General features: G+C 71.1%; 18 protein-coding genes and 1 pseudogene. 8 read left to right on the forward strand and 11 right to left on the reverse strand.

All coding sequences use genetic code 11. The features are described from left to right. The first annotated feature begins 167 nt into the window (after positions 1–167). Positions 168–1,142: a GNAT family N-acetyltransferase gene (locus ACFV5H_RS34490; protein ID WP_385198694.1), complete on the forward strand. Its 975-nt coding sequence runs from the start codon at positions 168–170 to the stop codon at positions 1,140–1,142. Between the two features lie 248 nt (positions 1,143–1,390). Continuing rightward, positions 1,391–2,131: a dienelactone hydrolase family protein gene (locus ACFV5H_RS34495; RefSeq protein WP_385046454.1), complete on the forward strand. Its 741-nt coding sequence runs from the start codon at positions 1,391–1,393 to the stop codon at positions 2,129–2,131. A gap of 119 nt (positions 2,132–2,250) precedes the next feature. On the opposite strand, the gene ACFV5H_RS34500 is transcribed toward ACFV5H_RS34495, so the two are convergent. Together ACFV5H_RS34500 and ACFV5H_RS34505 are read right to left on the reverse strand one after the other, a co-directional pair. Continuing rightward, positions 2,251–2,628: a fic family toxin-antitoxin system, toxin component gene (locus ACFV5H_RS34500; RefSeq protein ID WP_385198696.1), complete on the reverse strand. Its 378-nt coding sequence runs from the start codon at positions 2,626–2,628 to the stop codon at positions 2,251–2,253. Next, positions 2,628–2,873, reverse strand: coding sequence for a hypothetical protein (locus tag ACFV5H_RS34505; RefSeq protein WP_385198697.1), 246 nt, complete (start codon positions 2,871–2,873; stop codon positions 2,628–2,630). Before ACFV5H_RS34505 ends, ACFV5H_RS34500 begins: the two co-directional genes overlap by 1 nt. Positions 2,874–3,285: 412 nt before the next feature. Between ACFV5H_RS34505 and ACFV5H_RS34510 the strand changes: the two genes are divergently transcribed. From ACFV5H_RS34510 to ACFV5H_RS34520, 3 genes are all read left to right on the forward strand, one after another. Further along, positions 3,286–4,128 (forward strand): aminoglycoside phosphotransferase family protein, encoded by an 843-nt coding sequence (locus ACFV5H_RS34510; RefSeq protein ID WP_385198699.1) that lies wholly within the window; start codon positions 3,286–3,288, stop codon positions 4,126–4,128. Positions 4,129–5,071: 943 nt separating this feature from the next. Beyond that, on the forward strand, positions 5,072–5,524 hold the full coding sequence (locus ACFV5H_RS34515) for a MarR family transcriptional regulator (protein WP_385046465.1): 453 nt from the start codon (positions 5,072–5,074) through the stop codon (positions 5,522–5,524). Beyond that, positions 5,521–5,832, forward strand: a complete 312-nt coding sequence (locus ACFV5H_RS34520) for a replication initiation protein, RepL2 (RefSeq protein WP_383356213.1) — start codon at positions 5,521–5,523, stop codon at positions 5,830–5,832. The genes ACFV5H_RS34515 and ACFV5H_RS34520 overlap by 4 nt, the downstream gene beginning before the upstream one ends. Positions 5,833–6,155: 323 nt before the next feature. Here ACFV5H_RS34520 and ACFV5H_RS34525 read toward each other — a convergent pair whose 3' ends face one another. The 5 genes from ACFV5H_RS34525 to ACFV5H_RS34545 form a co-directional block, all read right to left on the reverse strand. Further along, entirely contained in the window at positions 6,156–6,665 is a 510-nt protein-coding gene (locus ACFV5H_RS34525) for a hypothetical protein (protein WP_385046468.1), read from the reverse strand. Beyond that, positions 6,662–7,597, reverse strand: coding sequence for a class I SAM-dependent methyltransferase (locus ACFV5H_RS34530; protein WP_385046471.1), 936 nt, complete (start codon positions 7,595–7,597; stop codon positions 6,662–6,664). The genes ACFV5H_RS34525 and ACFV5H_RS34530 overlap by 4 nt, the downstream gene beginning before the upstream one ends. Positions 7,598–7,963: 366 nt before the next feature. Beyond that, positions 7,964–9,307 carry an FAD-dependent oxidoreductase gene (locus ACFV5H_RS34535; protein WP_385046473.1) on the reverse strand — a complete coding sequence of 448 codons (1,344 nt, stop codon included), beginning with the start codon at positions 9,305–9,307 and terminating at the stop codon, positions 7,964–7,966. Positions 9,308–9,346: 39 nt separating this feature from the next. Further along, positions 9,347–9,772: an SgcJ/EcaC family oxidoreductase gene (locus ACFV5H_RS34540; protein ID WP_385046475.1), complete on the reverse strand. Its 426-nt coding sequence runs from the start codon at positions 9,770–9,772 to the stop codon at positions 9,347–9,349. A gap of 65 nt (positions 9,773–9,837) precedes the next feature. Further along, positions 9,838–11,019 (reverse strand): acyl-CoA dehydrogenase family protein, encoded by a 1,182-nt coding sequence (locus ACFV5H_RS34545; RefSeq protein ID WP_385046478.1) that lies wholly within the window; start codon positions 11,017–11,019, stop codon positions 9,838–9,840. A 199-nt stretch (positions 11,020–11,218) separates the two neighbouring features. Between ACFV5H_RS34545 and ACFV5H_RS34550 the strand changes: the two genes are divergently transcribed. The 3 genes from ACFV5H_RS34550 to ACFV5H_RS34560 all read left to right on the forward strand — a co-directional run bounded on the left by ACFV5H_RS34550 (position 11,219) and on the right by ACFV5H_RS34560 (position 13,684). Further along, positions 11,219–12,802: a 4-hydroxyphenylacetate 3-hydroxylase family protein gene (locus ACFV5H_RS34550; protein ID WP_385198701.1), complete on the forward strand. Its 1,584-nt coding sequence runs from the start codon at positions 11,219–11,221 to the stop codon at positions 12,800–12,802. A gap of 217 nt (positions 12,803–13,019) precedes the next feature. Then, the gene (locus ACFV5H_RS34555) at positions 13,020–13,271 is read left to right on the forward strand and encodes a type II toxin-antitoxin system VapB family antitoxin (RefSeq protein WP_385198703.1); all 252 of its coding nucleotides are present in this window, start codon (positions 13,020–13,022) and stop codon (positions 13,269–13,271) included. Then, positions 13,268–13,684, forward strand: a complete 417-nt coding sequence (locus tag ACFV5H_RS34560) for a PIN domain nuclease (protein ID WP_385198704.1) — start codon at positions 13,268–13,270, stop codon at positions 13,682–13,684. The genes ACFV5H_RS34555 and ACFV5H_RS34560 overlap by 4 nt, the downstream gene beginning before the upstream one ends. Positions 13,685–13,953: 269 nt before the next feature. On the opposite strand, the pseudogene ACFV5H_RS34565 reads toward ACFV5H_RS34560, so the two are convergent. The 4 genes and pseudogenes from ACFV5H_RS34565 to ACFV5H_RS34580 all read right to left on the reverse strand — a co-directional run. After that, positions 13,954–14,076: pseudogene (locus tag ACFV5H_RS34565) on the reverse strand (DNA-binding protein); the annotation flags it as partial. Between the two features lie 12 nt (positions 14,077–14,088). Then, entirely contained in the window at positions 14,089–15,819 is a 1,731-nt protein-coding gene (locus ACFV5H_RS34570) for a thiamine pyrophosphate-binding protein (protein ID WP_385198705.1), read from the reverse strand. An 11-nt stretch (positions 15,820–15,830) separates the two neighbouring features. Further along, positions 15,831–16,838 carry a cyclopropane-fatty-acyl-phospholipid synthase family protein gene (locus ACFV5H_RS34575; RefSeq protein WP_073936204.1) on the reverse strand — a complete coding sequence of 336 codons (1,008 nt, stop codon included), beginning with the start codon at positions 16,836–16,838 and terminating at the stop codon, positions 15,831–15,833. A 275-nt stretch (positions 16,839–17,113) separates the two neighbouring features. Continuing rightward, complete coding sequence (locus ACFV5H_RS34580) at positions 17,114–18,385, reverse strand: MFS transporter (protein WP_385198707.1); 1,272 nt, start codon at positions 18,383–18,385, stop codon at positions 17,114–17,116. Positions 18,386–18,452: the final 67 nt, after the last annotated feature.

Consider the following 18,452-nt stretch of genomic DNA (forward strand, 5'->3'; position numbering starts at 1 on the left):
GGCCCCCGGCCCGCAGATTTCCGGCGGGCCGGGGGCCTGCGGGAAGCCAGCCGCCCGGTCGTCGGGGAACGCGGCCACTCGGTTCCCGAGGTGCCGCCGGACCTGCCGTTTCGCCCGCGGCGCACGCCCGTGGTCCGATGGAACCGGGGGCGGAAAGGAGAGCGGTCATGTCCGCAGCGAAGCGAACGGGTGCCGCCGCCCCGGTGTCGGTCCGCCCGATGGTCGAGCCGGACCTGGACCGGGCCGACGAGATCTTCAGGGTCGCCTTCGGGACCTTCCTCGGGGCCCCTGAGCCGGAGACGTTCTTCGGGACCGCCGACTACGTCCGCACCCGCTGGGCGGCGGACCCGCACGCGGCCTTCGCGGCGACCGTCGAGGGCGAGGTCGTCGGATCGAACTTCGCCGCCGACTGGGGCAGCGTCGGGTACTTCGGCCCGCTGACCGTACGTCCGGACCTGTGGGACCAGGGCATCGGCAGGCGCCTCATGGAACCGGTCATGGACTGCTTCGACACCTGGGAGAACCGCCACCTCGGCCTGTTCACCTTCTCGCACAGCCCCAAGCACCTCGAGTTCTACCGCCGGTACGGTTTCTGGCCCCGGTTCCTCACCGCCGTCATGAGGAAACAGGTCGCCGTCAGCACCGCGGTCCCCGGCCGGGTGCTGTACGGCGGGCTGACCGCCGCCGAGCGGCCCGACGCACGGGGCCTCGGCCGCGCACTGACGGGAGCCGTGCACGAGGGCCTGAGCCTGGAGCGCGAGATCACGGCCGCACAGGCGCAGGGGCTCGGTGACACCGTCCTCCTCGAAGGCGCCGGCTCCGAACTCGACGGTCTGGCCGTCTGCCACTGCGGAGCGGGGTCGGAGGCCGGTGAGGACGTGTGCTTCGTCAAATTCGGCGCCGTACGCCCCGGCCCGGACGCCGCGGACCGGTTCGAACGACTGCTGGACGCGTGCGAGCAGCTGGCCACCGAGAGGGGGCTGGGGCGACTGGACGCCGGAATGAACCTGGCCCGCCAGGACGCCTACCGGCGCATGGCCGACCGCGGTTTCCGTACCTGGCTGCAAGGCGTGACCATGCACAAGCCCAACGAACCCGGCTACAGCCACCCGGACGCCTACGTGATCGACGACTGGCGCTGAGTCCACCGCCGTACCCGGCTTCGGGGAAGACCCGGTGCCGTCAGGTGGCTTCGTTCACGAGGGGAGACTCCGTAAAAACCCGTTGGGCGGACGAGGCGACCACTGCTACGTTTCCGTCGGCCGTGCGAGAGACCGAGGAGGTGGTACCCGTGAACGCAGTATCGACATGGGTGCTCCCCTCCGGGGTCGCGGTCGGGCGATAGGTCGTCCGGGAGCGCCGTTCCAGTGCACTCCCGAAAGGCACGACCATGCGATTCACTTCCGAACAACGCTTCGACGACGGCGTCCTCGAACGCGAGTTCACCCTCGGTGGGATCCCCGGCATCCTGTGGACGCCCGGATCCGCGTCCGCGTCCGCACCGGTGCCGCTGATCCTGCTCGGCCACCCTCCCCTCGGACTGCGCAGGATGTACCCCCGGCTGGTGGACCGGGCCCGGCACTCCGCGGCGGAGGGCTTCGCCACGGCCACCATCGAGCTCCCCGGAAGCGGCGACCGGCCCCGTTGGCCCGCCGTCGAGCAGGCCCGCGCCGACATGCGCCGGGCGCTGGAGGCCGGCGAGCCGGTCGGTGACGAGATCGTCGACGCCCTCGTCCTCCCGCTCGTCGACAAGGCGGTCCCGGAATGGCAGGCCGCCCTGGACGTCCTCCTGTCGCTGCCCGGGATCGGCGGCCCGGTCGGGTACTCGGGGGGACTGATCTCCATCGGCATCCGACTGGCGGTGGTCGAGCCGCGCATCGCGGCCGCCGGTCTCTTCGCCGGGAGTCTCGTGCCTCGCGTCATGTTCGAGGAGGCCCGCAGGGTCACCGTTCCGCTGCACGTCCTGCTGCAGTGGGACGACGAGGGGAACGACCGGCAGACGGCCCTGGACCTGTTCGACGCCTTCGGCTCCAGGGAGAAGTCCCTGCACGCCAACATGGGCGGGCACAGCGGCGTCCCGCGGTTCGCGGGAGACACCGCGGTCCGGTTCTTCACCCGACATCTGATGTGAGACCGGGCCGTCGGACCGGCAGCGGACGGTGAGCGGCGTCGGCCGGCGTCGCTCACCGCCGGGCGTACCGGGCCACCGTGCACGCGGTCGGGCATGTCCGGGACGGCGGGCGGGCCCCTTCAGGTGGCGGTGGGCCAGCCGCGCAGCAGGGCGGCGATCCTCCCGGCGGTACAGGCCGGGTCCAGGAGGAGGTCCTTGAGGGCGAGGGCGTCCTCGCGGGCGGGTTTGACGGTGATCCCGGCTGCCTCGAGGTACATCACGCCGGTGGCGGCGGCGACGGCCAGGTTGGAGCGCTCCAGCCAGCGGCAGCGGCCCAGCGTGTGCACCAGGGCGGCGGCCTTGGCGTAGGGGCCGTCGTAGACGGGCTGCTCGAACAGTTCGGCCCGGTGGCGGGCGACCGCCGAGACGGGGACGCCGTAGTCGTCGGGGGCCGGGTCGTTCACCCCGGCGGCCTCGGCGACCTGCAGGATCCAGGGGACGTCGATGTGCGGGTTCATCAGGCGGCGCGTGCTCCCCGGGCCGTTTCCGTCCGCTGGGCGTCCTCGGCTTCGTCGAAGAGCGCCTGGTGTTCGGCCAGGAAGCGGGTGGCGGCGTCCACCGCGCGGGCGCGCAGGCCACTGGTGTCGTCCTCCACCAGTCGGGAGAGGTAGTCCCCGATGCTCAGTCCCAGGTCGGCGGCGCGCTTCCTCGCGAGTTCCGCGACATCCTCGTCCACGCGCGCGCCCAGTTGTGTTTTTGCCATACCCGAATGGTAACGGATGTTACCGCTGTATGCGGATGGCGGCCCCGAACGCCGCTCCGCGCGAACGTGCACCGCCTCACCCCGTCGCGCGGCAGCCGACGGCAGCGAACCCTCGCGTATTCGGGACACCACAGAGGCCGTGGACCGTCGGCCCTCCGGCACCACGCTCTGAAAGCCGGTGACGACTACCGGTGGAACTCGACATCGCGCGGCCTCGGAATGTTCCACGTCAACGCCTCGGACGCAGGCCATCCACATGACCGGTCGAATAAATCCTCGGGCCTGTGCAGGCCCTGCCTTGCGATGCTTGTCGCCGGGTCCGGCGGGTGGCCGCCGAATGATGCCCACGAAGACATCGGGGGCATCGCTGCTGTCCCCAGACGTGTGTGACTCAATGACGAGGGAGAACGGTATGGAGCCATTGGAACTCCACCGCGCGGTTGAGGCAGGGCGGGCGACTGCTTCCGAGCTGGGTCTTCAGGTCGACGATGCGATCGTCATCCACAACTCGGACCGCGTCGCGCTGCGTCTGGTCCCTTGTGATGTTCTGGCTCGGGTCGCGCCGTTGGGGCATCTGGCTGATTCCGAGTTCGAAGTAGAGGTTGCCCGCCGTCTCGCTGACGTCGACGCGCCGGTGGCTGAGCTCGAGCCCCGGGTCGAGCCCCGGGTCCATGTGCGTGATGCCTTCGCCGTCTCGCTATGGACCTACTACGAACCGGTGGGGTCGGAGATCGCGCCGGCCGACTACGCGGACGTGTTCCTGCGGCACCACGCCGCCCTGCGGCAGATCGATCTGGACGCACCGCATTTCACCGACCGAGTCGCCGTGGCACTGAGAGAGGTGAACGACCGGCAGCGGTCTCCCGAGCTGCCCGATTTCGACCGGGTGCTCCTCAGCGACACGCTCAGTGGACTGAGCGCCGCGATCAGCAGCGACAAAGCCGGCGACCAGCTGTTGCACGGCGAGCCTCACCCGGGCAACCTCCTGAACACGAGGAGAGGGCCGCTTTTCGTGGACCTCGCCACCTGCTGCCGTGGGCCGATCGAGTTCGACCTGGCCCATGCGCCCGAAGACGTGGGAAAGCACTATGCGGGGGCCGACCACGACCTGGTCCACCGGTGCCGCGCCCTGAACTGGGCGATGTTCTCCGCCTGGCGCTGGCGCCGGGACGACCAGATGCCCGACCGGGACCACTGGAGAGTGGAGGGCCTCCAGCAGGTTCGTGCTGCACTCGATCGCTGCGCACTGGACTGAACCTGACACGGAGGGGCGGCCGGACTCGGCCGGCTCGAGAGGACACCTCATTCCCTCGCCCCGGGCCCACGTCACTACCCCGGACACGGGCCAGTCACATGATCCGCCAAACAGGTCCTGGTGGCCCTGGTGGTCGTCGTTGGGCGGTAACAGGGTGGCGCCGTGAGGGGGCGCAGCATCTGTGAGGGCCGGACGAAAGCCGGCTCCGCGCGGCTCTCCGCGCCTACGGGTCGGTGCGTCGTCGGCCCCTGGGGCCTCCGGCGCACCGACGGGGCCCGCGGGTGCCTGGGCGGCTGCGGCTTGTCGAGGGTGTCGACGAAAGCGTGGCCGAGGTCGGCGCGGGCTGATGGAGGCATACGTGACGGGTGGTTCGTCGGCTGCGGCGACGTCGTGGCGTGCTTTCGTCGGCTGAGGACGGGGGAGGGGAGGCGGGTTCTTCGTCGACGGGCTGGAAGTGGGCGCCGCTGTGAACGCTCCACGGGAAGGCGCTGAGCGGTCCTCGCGCGACCGCTTGCGGGAGCACGGGGTGTGGACGGGAGCCGCGGTGGGAACGGCCTGTGTTGCTGTAAGAGAGGGCGCGCAGCGAAAGAACGCTCTGACCTGCAGAGATGCCCTTCTGCATACGGTTCTGGCGATCTGGCAGCCGGTTCTGAGGATCGTGCACCCGGTTCTCAGGAGCAGGACAGGCAGTTCCGGGGACCGCTGTGCCCGTGTTCCAGGAACCGTGACCACGTCTGCAGGATCCGACCAGATTGACGTCAGGTTCATGAGCAGGCGCTGTTTCTCCTGGGACGACTTCGGCCGCAGATCGATTCCCGGTGAAGCGACACGCCTTGGAAGCGGACTACATGAACTCCACGCTCATGTACGTTAAGTTCATCTGGTCGGCCTGAGGGCCGTCGCTCATCGACGTCGAGGCAATGTCCGACCACGGGAGGGTCTGTTGGGGGCAGTACGCAGACTGGTCGACGCCGACACCGGCGAGGCCATCCCCTATGCGCCCTACGCCTTCTCCGGCGAGCACATCCAGGTGGACAAGGCCAGAGTCGAAGCGATCACCGAAAGCAAGGAATTCACCCCGAGCCAGAAGTACATGGTGCTGTGGTGGATCGGAGTCTCCCCTCAGGGCATGGCACCGCTGAGGGCGACCGGCGCGGACATCGCCAAGAAGGTCGGGATGACCGCCGATGCCGTCGGCAGGATCAACCGGAAGCTGCTCAAGCAGCGCATCCTGATCGAGCGCGGACGCATCGGCAACTACAGGCTCTACCGGATCAGCCCGTACATCGCTTTCCACGGGACCGGCATCGAGCAACGGGAAGCGATCAGGACATGCAACCCGCCGGACATCCCCGGCTTCAACAACACGACTCCTTCACTGTGGGAGGTCCAGTGAACAACGACGACAAGCACAAGCTCCTGGACGTCCTGCACCGTACGGCCGGCATGACCGCCAACCAGCGCCTGGTCGTCATGCTCTACGCGATGCACCCCACCGACCGTGCGGGTGCCGTCGTCGAAACCGGCGCCAAGCTCGCCGAGCTCGTCGGCATGTCCCCGACCGTCTTCTCCCGCACCCGGCGCCAGGTCGTCGAGGCCGGATGGCTCGAGGAATCCGAGCGGCTCGCACACATCAGCTATTACAGACTCAGCGCGAAGAGCACCGGCGAGGACGTCGTCGTCCCGCTGCGTCGCGCGACCTGAACAGCTCCGGGACCGGAACTCATGTACGTGAGGTCAATGAGCACCGATCTCAGGACCGGTGCTCATTGACCTCACGTACATGTCAGCTCGATGTCTCCGGACACGGACGAGCAAGCAGACGTCTCCCGGTCACCCCTTCTCCGACGGCACCGATCGTTCGGCCTGACGCAGGTGGCTCTGGTCACGAGTTTCGACAGCACCTGTTCAGCGTCTTGGGAGGCGCTCGAACCGTGCCGCGTTCGATGTTCGTGAGAAGGGGCAGCACCGGTTGTCAGCCATCGCCGTGACGCTCGGTGGCAACCGCACGACGTCACCCAGGTCCTCTACCGCACGTGGTGGTACCAGCGTCGGTGTACCGCGGGTTCGACGCACAGCACAGCGGCGCCCGCGGTCGCGCCGACCAGCAGGGCGGACCCGCCGCCGTCGAGGACCGCGCCGAGGCAGGCGGCGGCAATGACGAGCGGGCGCAGCAGAGTCAGAGGGCCGAGGCCGATGACCATCGCGAGGGTGCCGGCGCGGAACGGCAGGGTGAAGTAGGTGGCGAGCAAAAGCAGTACGGCGCCGGCGTAGACGGTGAGCGGGAGCAGGTAGCCGAGGCCGCCGGCGGTCAGAGTGTCGTAGGTCCGTGCCGGCTCGCGTGCGGTCAGCAGCAGGAGGGCGGCGGTCAGCGTGGGGGCGAGCAGCAGGAGGGCCCCGACGGCCAGCCCGCGCAGGGCGGCTCGGACGGTGGCGTGTCGTCTGCGGATGCGGGCGTCGCTGCCGGCATAGGCGCGGAAGCCGCTGAACGCCGCGTCGACCAGACCGAGGAGTACAAGCGGTATGGCGGGCGTCATCGGATGGTCTCGGCAAGGTGCTCCGGGCCGACTATGCGGAGTGCGTCCCGCCCGAGGGCTCGGCGAAGCGGCGCCTCCAGTTGCGGGCGTACCCCGATGATCGGACGCAGTGTGGTGCAGAACGGGTTCGCGGTGCCGCGCGGCTCGTACAGCAGTGCGCGGATGCCGGGTACCGCGGCGGCGCGCAGCAGTGTCTCGTCGCTGTGCGCGCGCCGTGCGGAGACGACGCCGTCGTGGCGGCCGAGCGGGTTGCGCATTCGGGCACGATGGAAGATCCAGGCGCCGATGGGCGCGAGAGGGGTTGCGGCGATGTCGAAGTGGCAGAAGGCATACGCCGGTGAGGCGGCCTGGGCCTGGAAGAACTCGGCCAGGGCGGGTCCACGGAAATGGTGCAGCACGCCGGTGGAGACGTAGACGGTCGCGGCCTCAGGCAGGTCGAAGGCGTTTCCTCGGACGAAACGGCATGTGAGCCCCTCCGCCCGGGCAAGGCGGTCTGCCTCGCCGACCAGCGCGGTGTCGAGGTCGACCCCGACCAGTTCGACGTCCGTACCGAGGGCGTTGGTGGCCGCCAGCCAGCGGACCAGGTAGCCCAGACCGCAACCGACGTCGACCAGGCGGTACGGACCGGGCTGCCCGCTGGTCGACCGAATCGCGGTGAAGAGCGGGCCGAGCAGGTGGACCAGCCGCTCGCCGATCCGCAGCTCCTCGCTCAGGCGCTGGAGCTCGGTGTGCACGCTGATGAGCAGGCGGTCCACGGAGTACGGGTCGAGTACGCCGTCCCGGTCCGTGGGCAGCTCGGCAACGATCCGGGCCGCGCGCTCGTCTCCGCTCTTACGGAGTTGCTGGATCACCTCGGCGAGCCGGACCGGGAGCCGGTGACCACTGTGCGGATCCACCGCTGTGATCAGGTCGGAAATCTCAAGCTGGTGCACGGGGCAGAACCCTACGGCCTCCCCTGCCAGGCCCGGCGGGCCGGCTGTCCCTGCCGTGGAGTGTCCACAACCTCCCGCTCGGCACCGGTGCTGTCGATACCCGTGCACCTTTCGATTCGCTCGCAGGTGCCGACTGTCTCCCAGACCGGTGCACGAGTGCTGTCCGTTCTCGTGAACATGATGGGAGCGTTTCTCCCAGCGAAACACCGCGTAAGCAGCGTCGGGCTGGGAGAAACGCTCCCATCACCGAACGGTGACGGGATGCGCCAACGGCATCCGCGAGGATGCCGGGCCTCTTTGTCTTCCCTTTCGCTCTACGACACGGACGGAGGACAAAGAACAGGTTCAGGACGGGACGGGAGCGGGTCAGGCGGGCAGCGGCTGGGCCTGTTCGAAGCCCTGGGCGACGCGTTCCTGCATCTCCGGGGTCATCAGGGCGGTGGGCGGGTCGACCAGGCCGGCCACGCGCATGAAGGTGGCCGTCACCTGGCCGTCCACCGCGGCGGCGGTGTGCAGCCTGGCCATGTACATTCCGGACTGCTCCCACTCGGGGGTCCGTACGCCCTCCACCTCCGGGTAGCCCAGGTCGGCGCCCGCGGAGAACTGCCACGGCACCTCGATGACGCCGGCGATGTCCTGGAAGAAGGCGAGCGGGTCCACCTCGCCCCGGGACAGGTGGTCGCGCAGGACCAGGGCCTCCAGTGCGGAGACCGTCATGCCCTGGCCGTAGACCGGGTTGAAGCTGCAGGCGGCGTCGCCGAGCACCAGGTAGTGGCCCGGGAAGCGGGACAGCTGCTCGAACCGGCGCCGCACACTGGCCGGGTACCGGAAGACCGTGCCGTCGCCGACCGGTTCGGCGTCGTGGATCGCGTCGTGGATGTCCGTCACCGGCAGGGTCCGGGTCCACTGGAGGAAGCCGTCGAGGTCGGCGGGTGCGCTGTCGCCCAGTACGCCGGTCAGTGACACCACGACCAGACCGTCCTCGATGCGGGACAGGAACGCCCCGCGCCGGTGGGTCGGCGAGGTGACCGGGTTGATCGACAGGTCGCCGTCCAGGACCGACTCGTCGCGCAGCCGGAACAGGCGGGTCGTGTAGCTGAGGTCGATCCGGATCCGGTCCTCCTCGGGGCGCCCGTAGCCCAGTTCCTCCAGCCACACCGGGGTGCGGGAGGCGCGGCCGGTGGTGTCGACGACGAGGTCCGCGGTGAGCGTGCGCTCCGTCGAGTCCGCGTCGTGGCCCTGCACCCGTACGCCGGTCACGTTCGCGCCGGCCTCGTCGGTGACGAGGCCGGTGATGTCGTGGCGCTCCAGGAAGGTGACGTTCCCGAGTGCGGCGACGCGTGCGCGCACCCGGCTCTCCAGCAGCGGGCGGGTGGCCGAGACGCAGACCAGCCCGGTGGCGCGGGGGCTGAGCCGCCGGCCGCCGAAGAACCAGCGCAGTTCGCCGAGGTCACCGGTCGGGATGCCCGCGGCGACGGCTTCGTCGGTGAAGTCGGGGAAGAGCTCGTCGAGGATCTGCTGTCCGCGGGCGAGCAGCCCGTGGACGTGCCGGCCCTGCGGCACGCCCTTGCGTGCCGTGGTGGACCCGCCGATGTCGTCGCGCTCGACGACCAGGACCTCGCCGTAGGAATCGGCGAGCACCCGTGCGGCCAGGAGCCCCGCCATGCTGCCGCCGAGCACCACCGCGCGGTCACCCCGTGCGCCGGCCATCGCTGTCACCTCTCTCTTCCGTGAAGGGGGCTGTCGCGCTCACGCGGCGTGCCGCGGGCTGTTCTGGTAGGCGCCGAGGAACCACCGGCCGTCCCGCTTGACGACGACCCAGGACGCGTGGACGGCACGCTCGGGCGCCGGCTCGGTCTCGCCCGGCGCGAGGATGCCGCCGCGCGTGATCAGCACGCCGGCGCCCTCGTTGGCGAAGCGGATGTCGATCGGGGTGCCGGTGACGCGGGTGCCCTTGTAGGGGCCCGCGAAGGCGGCGGCGGCGAAGGCGCGGATGGCGTCGCGGCCCTTCTCGTACACGCCCGGCAGGATCAGGGTCCCGTCCGGGGTGAACACCTCGGCGAAGGCGTCGGCGTCGTAGGCGGCCCACGCCTCGACGATGCGCTGGGGGATGGAGGCGACGGCGGCCTTGTCCTCGTCGGAGATCTCGACGGCGGGGGCGGTCTGCGTGGTCATGGGTGTGTTCTCTGCTCTCTGTCGCGGGCTGGCGTCGGGCGGGAGTCGCTCGGATCGGGAGTCGCTCAGATGTAGAGGGTGTTGGGCTGCTGGCCGCACAGGATGCGGCCGTACAGCTCGGCGTTGGTGTTCGGGTTCATCAGGGCGTGCAGGCTCATGGCCTGGATGTCGCGGGTGATCCGCTGGATCGGCACGTCCCGGTAGACGGACGAGCCGCCGGATGCGGAGGCGAAGATGTCGACGGCCTCCTTGGCCAGGCGGACCGCGGCGCCCATGTCGGCGCGGGCGCGGGCCCGCTCCAGCACCGTCCACTCCTCGCCCGAGACGCCCTTGGAGTCGACGAGGTCGGCCAGGCGGTGCGCGTGGAACTCCGCCTGGTCGGCCTTGAGCACCGCCTCGGACACCTGGAGGTGCGTCAGGGGGGCTTCGGCCTGCTTGGCGTACCAGGTGTAGGTCAGGGTGCGGTCCGGGAGCCGCTCGAAGAAGACGTCCTGGGCGGCGCGGGCCAGGCCCACCGCGGTGCCGACCGAGGAGGCGGCGGCGACCGGCAGCAGCGGGGCCCGGTAGATGGGGGTGTCCGCGTTGAGCTGTGAGGCGTACTTGCCGGTCAGGACGGCCGGCAGCGGCAGCACGCGCTCCTGGGGGATGAACACGTCCTTGGCGACGGTGGAGACGCTGCCGGTGCCGCGCAGTCCGGAGGTGTCCCAGTCGTCGACGATCTCGAGCTGGTCCATGGGCACGAGCGCCATCAGCGGCAGGTGCTGGCCGTGCGCCATCTCCTGCGCGGCGATGACCTCCTGCCAGTGGGCGTGCCGGGCGCCGCTGACGAAGCTCCACCTGCCGTTGACGACGATGCCGCCCTCCACGGGGACGGCCTGCGCGGACGGGCTGAGCGTGCCGCAGACGCGCACGTCGGGGGTGGCGAAGACCTCGTCCTGGACGCTGTCGGGGAACAGGCACGTCATGAAGGTGGGGATCCAGTACACCGACGCCGTCCAGGCGGCGGCCCCGTCGCCGCGGGCCAGTTCGGTGGCCACGTCGACCAGGGTGCGGGTGTCGGCCTCGTAGCCGCCGTACCGCTTGGGCACCCGCAGCCTGAAGACGCCGGTCCCGGCCAGCGCCTCGATCGTCTCGTCCTGGAGCCGTCCGTCGTCCTCGGCCTTCTGGGCGTTCTCGCGCAGCAGCGGCGCGACGTCGGCCGCGCGCCGGACAAGCTGCGCACGCGTGGGGATGTCGGCGGTGAGCATCGTGAAGTCCTCCCGGGACGTGACAGGTCGTACCACCAGGCGGTGCTGACCCGACCTCACACCGTGGCGGGCCGCCGGGGCACCTTCCGGATTGCGCTACCGCGCCCTGGCCGCGACTTCGGCACGTCGCCCGCGGACCGGTCCCAGTGCCGCACGGAGGAAGAAGTCCGGGGGCGTCGCGGCTGCCACGATGAGACGCATGACCGATCAGCAGGATGCCGCCGCTCACCCGGCGGACGGACCCCGGACGCGGCCGCTGACGGGCGAGGAGTACCTCGAGAGCCTGCGCGACGACCGCGAGGTCTTCCTCTACGGCGACCGGGTCAAGGACGTCACCGCGCACCCGGCGTTCGCCAACCCGGCGCGGATGACGGCCCGCCTCTACGACGCCCTGCACGACCCCGCCCACCGGGACGTGTTGACCACGCGCACGGACGGCGGGGCGGCGGCGGGCTACACGCACCGCTTCTTCACCACCCCGCGCTCCGCCGAGGACCTGGTCGCCGACCAGCGGGCCATCGCGGCCTGGTCCCGGATGAGCTACGGCTGGATGGGCCGCAGCCCGGACTACAAGGCGGCGTTCCTCGGCACCCTGGGCGCCAACGCCGACTTCTACGCGCCCTTCGACGACAACGCGCGCCGCTGGTACCGCGAGTCGCAGGAGAAGGTCCTGTACTGGAACCACGCGATCGTGCACCCGCCCGTGGACCGCAACCTGCCGCCCGACAAGGTCTCCGACGTGTTCGTGCACGTGGAGAAGGAGACCGACGCGGGCCTGGTGGTCAGCGGGGCCAAGGTGGTCGCCACCGGTTCGGCGCTGACCCACGCGAACTTCATCGCCCACCACGGACTGCCGGTGAAGGAGAAGAGGTTCGCCCTCATCGCCACCGTGCCCACCGGCGACAAGGGCGTGAAACTGATCTGCCGGCCCTCCTACACCGCGACGTCCGCGGTGATGGGCAGCCCCTTCGACTACCCGCTCTCCTCCCGGCTCGACGAGAACGACACCATCCTCGTCCTGGACAAGGTCCTCATCCCCTGGGAGAACGTGTTCGTCTACGGCGACACGGCCAAGGTCCAGATGTTCTCCGGGCAGTCCGGCTTCATGGAGCGCTTCACCTTCCACGGCTGCGTCCGCCTCGCGGTGAAGCTGGAGTTCATCGCCGGACTCCTCGCCAAGGCCCTGGAGATCACCGGCACCCAGGACTTCCGCGGCGTCCAGACCCGGCTGGGCGAGGTGCTCGCCTGGCGCAACCTGTTCTGGGGGCTGTCCGACGCGGCCGCCCGCAACCCGGTGAAGTGGCGCAACGGCGCGGTGCTGCCCAATCCGCAGTACGGCATGGCGTACCGGTGGTTCATGCAGGTCGGCTACCCGCGCGTCAAGGAGATCGTCCAGCAGGACGTGGCCAGCGGGCTGATCTACCTCAACTCCAGCGCCGAGGACTTCAAGAACCCGGAGATCCGCCCCTACCTCGACACCTACCTGCGCGGCTCCGGGGGCATCGGGGCCGAGGAGCGGGTCAAGGTGCTGAAACTGCTGTGGGACGCGGTGGGCACCGAGTTCGGCGGCCGGCACGAGCTGTACGAGCGCAACTACGCCGGCAACCACGAGGCGACCCGGGCCGAGCTGCTGTTCGCCCAGACCGCCTCCGGGCAGCTCGACGACTACAAGGCGTTCGCCGACCAGTGCCTGTCCGAGTACGACCTGGACGGCTGGACCGCGCCCGACCTCGTCTCCTTCGACCACCTGCGCGGCTCCCTCCCCGGACTGCTCGGCGGCTGACATCCCCCGCGGCGCCGAGCGGGCGGCCGGGACCCCGGGGAGGGGTCCCGGCCGCTCCTTCGTGGTCGGATGCCGTCAGCGGCCGAGCGGGTCGGACAGCGAGAGCAGCGGGAAGCCGGCTGCCACCGAAGCGGGGCGTCCGAGTCGGCACCTCGATACCATTCATTGGTTAAAATTGATATCGCTGGTGTGTTGTCGGGCTGTGGAGGGATGGCTGATGGCCAGGACCGTGATTGATCTGGACGACGAGATCGTCGAGCAGGCGATGCGGGTGTACGGCGTGAAGACCAAGGCCGCCGCGGTACGGGCGGCCATGGAGGAGGGGGTGAAGCTGAGGCTGCGCCGGGAGCTGTTCGACGCCATCGACGAGGGGGAGTTCGAGGAGGCGTTCGCGGAGATCCGCTCGCAGACCGGGCCGCGTAACCCGGACGGCACGCTCAAGCGTGAGGGCGGGGCCTCGGCGGCGTGAAGGGGCGTTATCTCATCGACAAGTCGGCGCTGGCCCGTCGGGGCAAGGCGGCGGTGCGGGCGCGGCTGGATGCGCTGGACCGCGACGGGCTCCTGGCGGTGTGCGCCCCGACGGAGTACGAGGTCCTGTACTCGGCTCGTGGCAAGCCCGAAGCGCTGCGACTGCGTACCCTGCTCCGCGGCTTCGACCACCTGCCCTGCAACGACCAGGAGTTCGAGCGGGCGCTCGAGATCCAGGGCCTGGCGCTGAACGCCGGCTTCCACCGCGCGCTGTCGCTGGCCGACGCCCTCATCGCGGCAACCGCCGAACGGCACCGGGCCACGGTCCTGCACTACGACGGCGACTTCGACATGATCGCCTCGGTGAGCGGGCTGAAGGCCGAGTGGGTCGTGGAGCCCGGCACGGCCGACTGAACCGACGTGTGCCGGTGCGGTCGGTGTTCTCACGCAGGGAAAACCTGCCGCCGTGGCGGGCCCCGGCCAGTCCTTCACGGAAGGCGATGGCCGCAGTCTTGGTGCGCGTCGCCGCGCCCGGTTTCGCCTGGACGGGGGAGACGTGCACGCCGCCGTACTCGGCGAGACGTGCGGTCGGGAGGCGATCTGCCGGATGCCCAGCCCTTCGGCGACCAACCGGACCGGCCCGCAGGTGATCACCACCACGCGCGACGAACGGAACACCAGCCTCAGACGTCCTTGATCTGTACGCGGTCACCGCACGGTTTCGACCAGTCGTCGCGATCCGAGGCCGACATCAGCACGGGTGCCGGAACGCGAAGCGCCATCGCGACCACGAGAGCATCGATCGCCCTCCTTCATGGTCAGCGGCCGAGCAGGTCGGACAGGAACGGGGCCAGTACGGTCCGGGAGATCTTGCAGTCCAGCAGCAGCGTGCCCTGTGCTCCCCGGGCGGTCCACTCCGGTACGGCGTCCAGGGCGGCGGTGTCGCGGACGGTGACGGCCCGTGCCCCGAACGCCCGGGCCACCGCGGCGAAGTCGGTGTCGCCGAAGCGCAGGGTGGCCGGGTCCGCGCCCCGGGGCACGTACATGTGCTCCTCGAAGCCGTAGGACGCGTCGTCGTAGACCACCACCAGCGCCGACCGGCCCGAGCGCACCAGGGTTTCCAGCTCGGGCAGGCCCATCAGCGCCCCGCCGTCGCCGACGGCGGCCACCGTGGTGCGGTCGGGCCGGCCGACGGCCGCGCCGACCGCGCCCGCCAGGCCCAGCCCGATGCTCTGGAAGGCGGCGCCGGTGAACACCAGCCCCGCCGGGTCCGGCACCGGCCAGTACATGGCCGGCCAGCCGATGAAGTGGCCGCCGTCCAGGACGACCGTGCGTTCGGCGGGCAGCAGCGGGGCCAGCGCCCGGGTCAGGGTGCGCGGGTCGATCCGGCCGCCGCCGGAGGCGTCGGGGTGGGGCAGGGCGGCCCAGCCGTCGGCGGCGGCCTGGAGCGCACCGGAGGCGGCGGCCCGCTCGCGCCACGGGGAACGGGCGATGCCGTGCGCGTCGGCCGCGTCCAGCAGCCGGGTGGCCACGGCCGCCGCGTCACCGCGTACGGCGAGGTCCGCGCGGGGTGCGCGGGCCCCTTCCAGGGTGATCTGGACGACGCGGGCGGCCGGGTCGAGGATCCGTCCGCCGTGCAGCGTGAAGTCGCCCAGGCTGGTGCCGAACGCCAGCACCAGGTCCGCCTCGCCCATCAGGGCGGCCGCAGGCGGGGAGGCGAACCCCCCGCACAGGCCGAGCGTGGCGGGGTGCGCGGCGAACATGCCGTTCGCCATGACCGTGGTGGCCAGCAGTGCGCCGAGCCGGTCGCCGAGGTCGGTGAGGATCTTCGCCGCGCCCGAACGCCAGGCGCCCAGTCCGGCCAGGAGCAGCGGGCGGCGGGCGGCGGACAGGAGGGTGAGGATCTCGTCGAGCTCGGCGGACTCCTCGGTGCGGGCCCGCGGTGGTGACGCCGCGGGCACGGGTACGGGGGGCCGTTCGCGGTCGGTCAGGGCACCGGGTGGCAGGGTGAGGATCTCGTCGGTCCTGTCGGCCTGCGGCGACGCCACGGGTACGGCGGACAGCTCGCGGTCGGTCAGGTCGCCGGGCAGGAACAGCGCCACGGGGCACTGGTCGGCGGTCGCGGTGCGCACGGCCCGTACGGTGTCCGCCACCGCCGTGTCCGGGTCCGTCGGACGGACGACGGGCACCCCCAGGGAGGCGGCCAGGGCGCTCTGGTCGATGTCGTGGGCGCGCGGGCCCGCCACCGGGGCGTCGCCGCAGAGCAGGACGACGGCGCTGCGGTTCTTGGCGGCCTCGGCCAGCGCGGTCGCCGTGTTGGCCAGCCCCGGCCCGTGCGTGGTCGTGCACACGGTCACCCGCCCGGTGGCCCGGAAGCAGGCGTCGGCCATGGCCATCGCGCCGCCCTCGTGCCGGGCCGCCGTGTAGTGCACACCGGCCCGCGTCAGCGCGGCGGTGGCCAGGATGTTGCCGCCGCCGACCAGGCCGAAGGCGTGGTCGATGCCGCAGCCGGCCAGGGTCCGGGCGACCGCGGTCGCGAATGTCGTCATCACGGGGCCCTTCAGGCCAGTTCGAAGATGACCTCTCCCACGGTCATCTCGATGCGGTTGGTGCGCACCAGCTCCCAGCCGCCCTCGGCGAAGACGGACTCCCAGTCGGCGACGGTGGGCAGGAACGTGCCCATCAGGTCGTGGCCGAGCTCGAAACCGAGGGTGAAGACGGGCAGTTCGGTGTCGGGCAGGTCGGTGCGGGTGGCGTCGCCGATCAGCAGCCGGCGGGCGGACGGGAAGGCCTCGCGCAGCCGTCGCAGGGTGGCGATCGCGTTCTCGCGCCGGCCGTCCCGCCAGAAGTCGTGGCCCATCATGAAGCACGTCAGCAGCTCCACGTCGGCGTACTCGGGCCGCGGTTCGAGGCTCAGGACGTCGCCGTGCAGGAACGCGGTGCGGTCGGCCAGGCCCGCCGCGTCCGCCTCCGCGCGCGCCACCTCCAGCGCGGGCCGGGCGATGTCGATGCCCGTCCCGGTGGTGCCGGGGTGGCGGTCGAGGATCTGCATCAGCCGGGCCCCGCTGCCGCAGCCGAGGTCGGCGACCCGGGTGAAGGGGAACTCCACCCGTCCCATCGCCGCCCAGAACGCGGGGGCGTAGGTGACCTGGTCGATCTCGCGGCAGGCGAAGGCGATGGCGGCGGAGTCGCGCCGGTAGAAGGAGCCGGTGCGGTTCTCGTTGCGCAGCACGGCCGGGATCTGCTGGAAGAGTTCCGCGCTGCCCCGGGCCAGCCAGTGGAAGAAGGACTTGTTGCGGTACATCTCGTCGAAGCCGTCCAGCGCGGTGACGACCGTGCCCTCGCGCCGCACCAGGCCCACCGCGGACAGTGCGCGGAACAGGCCCGTGGTCGACGCGGGGTCCAGGCCGCCGCGGTCCGCGAAGTCCGCGGTGTCCAGGGTGCGGGCGCGGTGCAGTTCGTCGAGTGCGCCGATCTCCCATGCCGCGGCGATGGCCCAGGCGGCCACGGCCGAGTTGAAGAGCGAGGCAATGCCGCGCGTGTTGCTCTGTGCGATGTCCACCGTCACTGCTCAGCACCTCATCCGGGGGAACGTACGGGCGCCTTGCCCGCGGCGTCCATGCTCTGGGGCGGGGGTGGGTGGGGGCATCTCTGAGGCTGCTCAGCCACTGGCGTGGGGTGGGGGTGGTCGTGCCGACCGGTGCTTTGCGGGTGCCCGGCGTTGGTGCGGGCCGGGGGTGGGTTGCGCAGCCCGGCGCTTGCGGGGTGCCTCCCCCAGAGGGGGTACCCCCAGCCCACCCGTGCCGCCCTGCGGCACGACTGCCCGCGGAGGGTGGGAGCGTGTCAGGCGGCCTGTACGGGTGTCTGTTCCTGTTCGAGGGAGCGGCGGTCCTCGCGTACCCGGAGCAGGGAGCGGTACAGGAGGATCGCGGCCAGGCCGGCCGTGCCGTACAGCAGGCTCATGGCCAGGGACGGGACGAAGGCGCCCAGGGTGACGCACAGGGAGGCCACGAGCAGGCCGACCCGGGCGTTGAGGGCGTAGGCGGCCATGTACTTGGTGCGGGCCTCGGGGTCGACGAGGTCGGCCAGCAGCGCCTGGCGCACCGGGACCGCGGCGATCTCGCCCACGGTGAGCAGCACGGCCGCGGCGACGAGCACCCAGCCGGTGTTGCTGACCGCCCAGACCATGTAGCCGACGGCGAAGACGGTGATGCCGGCGTACAGCCGCGCCCGGTCGCTCAGCCGGGTCAGCAGGCTCTTGGCGAACAGCACCAGCACCACCACCAGGGCGGCGTTGACCGCCCGCAGGATGCCGAGCATCGCCGTGCCGTCCACGGCGGGCGCCCAGGAGCCGATCCGGGCGAGGACCTGGGTGGGGAACTCGTCGGAGAGCCGGACGGCGATGTAGTAGCCGATCTGCATCTCGACGGACGAGATCAGCGCGGCCGCGACCAGCACCCGCAGGAACACCGTGTCGCGGGCGACGGCCAGGTAGCCGCGCAGCATGGCACCGACACCGCGGGCGACGTCCTTGCCGGTGCGCGGCGCGGTCTCGCTGAGCCAGCGTGCGATCACGGCCGTGGTCAGCGCGCTCAGCACGGCCGCGCCCGTCAGCAGCCGGGCGAAGTGGCCCTCGTAGAAGAAACCGCCGATGAGCGCGCCGACGGTGAAGGCGAGGTTGATCGACCAGTAGTTGATCGTGTAGACGAGCGGCCGGCTCTCGGGCGTGGAGACGTCGACCATCATCGCCTCGGCGGCGGGGGTGGCGAGCTGCGCGCAGCAGGTGTTGAGCAGGAACAGCGCGAACGTCGCCCAGCCGGAGGACCACCAGGGCGAGTTGGCCAGTGCCAGCAGGGCGAAGGTCAGGGTCGCGCCGAGTTCGCCGGCCACCAGCACCGGGCGCCGCCCGTACACGTCGGCGAGGTGGCCGCCGAGGAAGTTCGCGGCGATGCCCGCCCCGGCGACCGCCAGGGTCAGCGCACCGGCCGCGGCGGGCCCGTACAGCTCCGAGAGCCGGATCACCAGCAGCGGCATCAGCATGACGGCCAGCAGGCGCTGGACGAATCCGACGCCTATGCGCAGCCGGATGTTGGGGTGCAGCTCGCCGAGTTTCATGGGGGCCCTTTCGCGCGGGTGAATCCGCCTGCTGAGGGGGAATTCGGCAGCGGCGCAAGGTGATTCG

It is taken from the genome of Streptomyces sp. NPDC059787, from assembly GCF_042732315.1.
Classification (GTDB): domain Bacteria; phylum Actinomycetota; class Actinomycetes; order Streptomycetales; family Streptomycetaceae; genus Streptomyces; species Streptomyces atrovirens.

What these genes read in the sequence shown, in the direction of transcription:
- ACFV5H_RS34490 (WP_385198694.1), top strand. Translation starts at nt 168, where the DNA reads ATGTCCGCAGCGAAGCGAACGGGTGCCGCCGCCCCGGTGTCGGTCCGC.
- ACFV5H_RS34495 (WP_385046454.1), top strand. Translation starts at nt 1,391, where the DNA reads ATGCGATTCACTTCCGAACAACGCTTCGACGACGGCGTCCTCGAACGC.
- ACFV5H_RS34500 (WP_385198696.1), bottom strand. Translation starts at nt 2,628, where the DNA reads ATGAACCCGCACATCGACGTCCCCTGGATCCTGCAGGTCGCCGAGGCC.
- ACFV5H_RS34505 (WP_385198697.1), bottom strand. Translation starts at nt 2,873, where the DNA reads ATGGCAAAAACACAACTGGGCGCGCGCGTGGACGAGGATGTCGCGGAA.
- ACFV5H_RS34510 (WP_385198699.1), top strand. Translation starts at nt 3,286, where the DNA reads ATGGAGCCATTGGAACTCCACCGCGCGGTTGAGGCAGGGCGGGCGACT.
- ACFV5H_RS34525 (WP_385046468.1), bottom strand. Translation starts at nt 6,665, where the DNA reads ATGACGCCCGCCATACCGCTTGTACTCCTCGGTCTGGTCGACGCGGCG.
- ACFV5H_RS34535 (WP_385046473.1), bottom strand. Translation starts at nt 9,307, where the DNA reads ATGGCCGGCGCACGGGGTGACCGCGCGGTGGTGCTCGGCGGCAGCATG.
- ACFV5H_RS34540 (WP_385046475.1), bottom strand. Translation starts at nt 9,772, where the DNA reads ATGACCACGCAGACCGCCCCCGCCGTCGAGATCTCCGACGAGGACAAG.
- ACFV5H_RS34545 (WP_385046478.1), bottom strand. Translation starts at nt 11,019, where the DNA reads ATGCTCACCGCCGACATCCCCACGCGTGCGCAGCTTGTCCGGCGCGCG.
- ACFV5H_RS34550 (WP_385198701.1), top strand. Translation starts at nt 11,219, where the DNA reads ATGACCGATCAGCAGGATGCCGCCGCTCACCCGGCGGACGGACCCCGG.
- ACFV5H_RS34555 (WP_385198703.1), top strand. Translation starts at nt 13,020, where the DNA reads ATGGCCAGGACCGTGATTGATCTGGACGACGAGATCGTCGAGCAGGCG.
- ACFV5H_RS34570 (WP_385198705.1), bottom strand. Translation starts at nt 15,819, where the DNA reads ATGACGACATTCGCGACCGCGGTCGCCCGGACCCTGGCCGGCTGCGGC.
- ACFV5H_RS34580 (WP_385198707.1), bottom strand. Translation starts at nt 18,385, where the DNA reads ATGAAACTCGGCGAGCTGCACCCCAACATCCGGCTGCGCATAGGCGTC.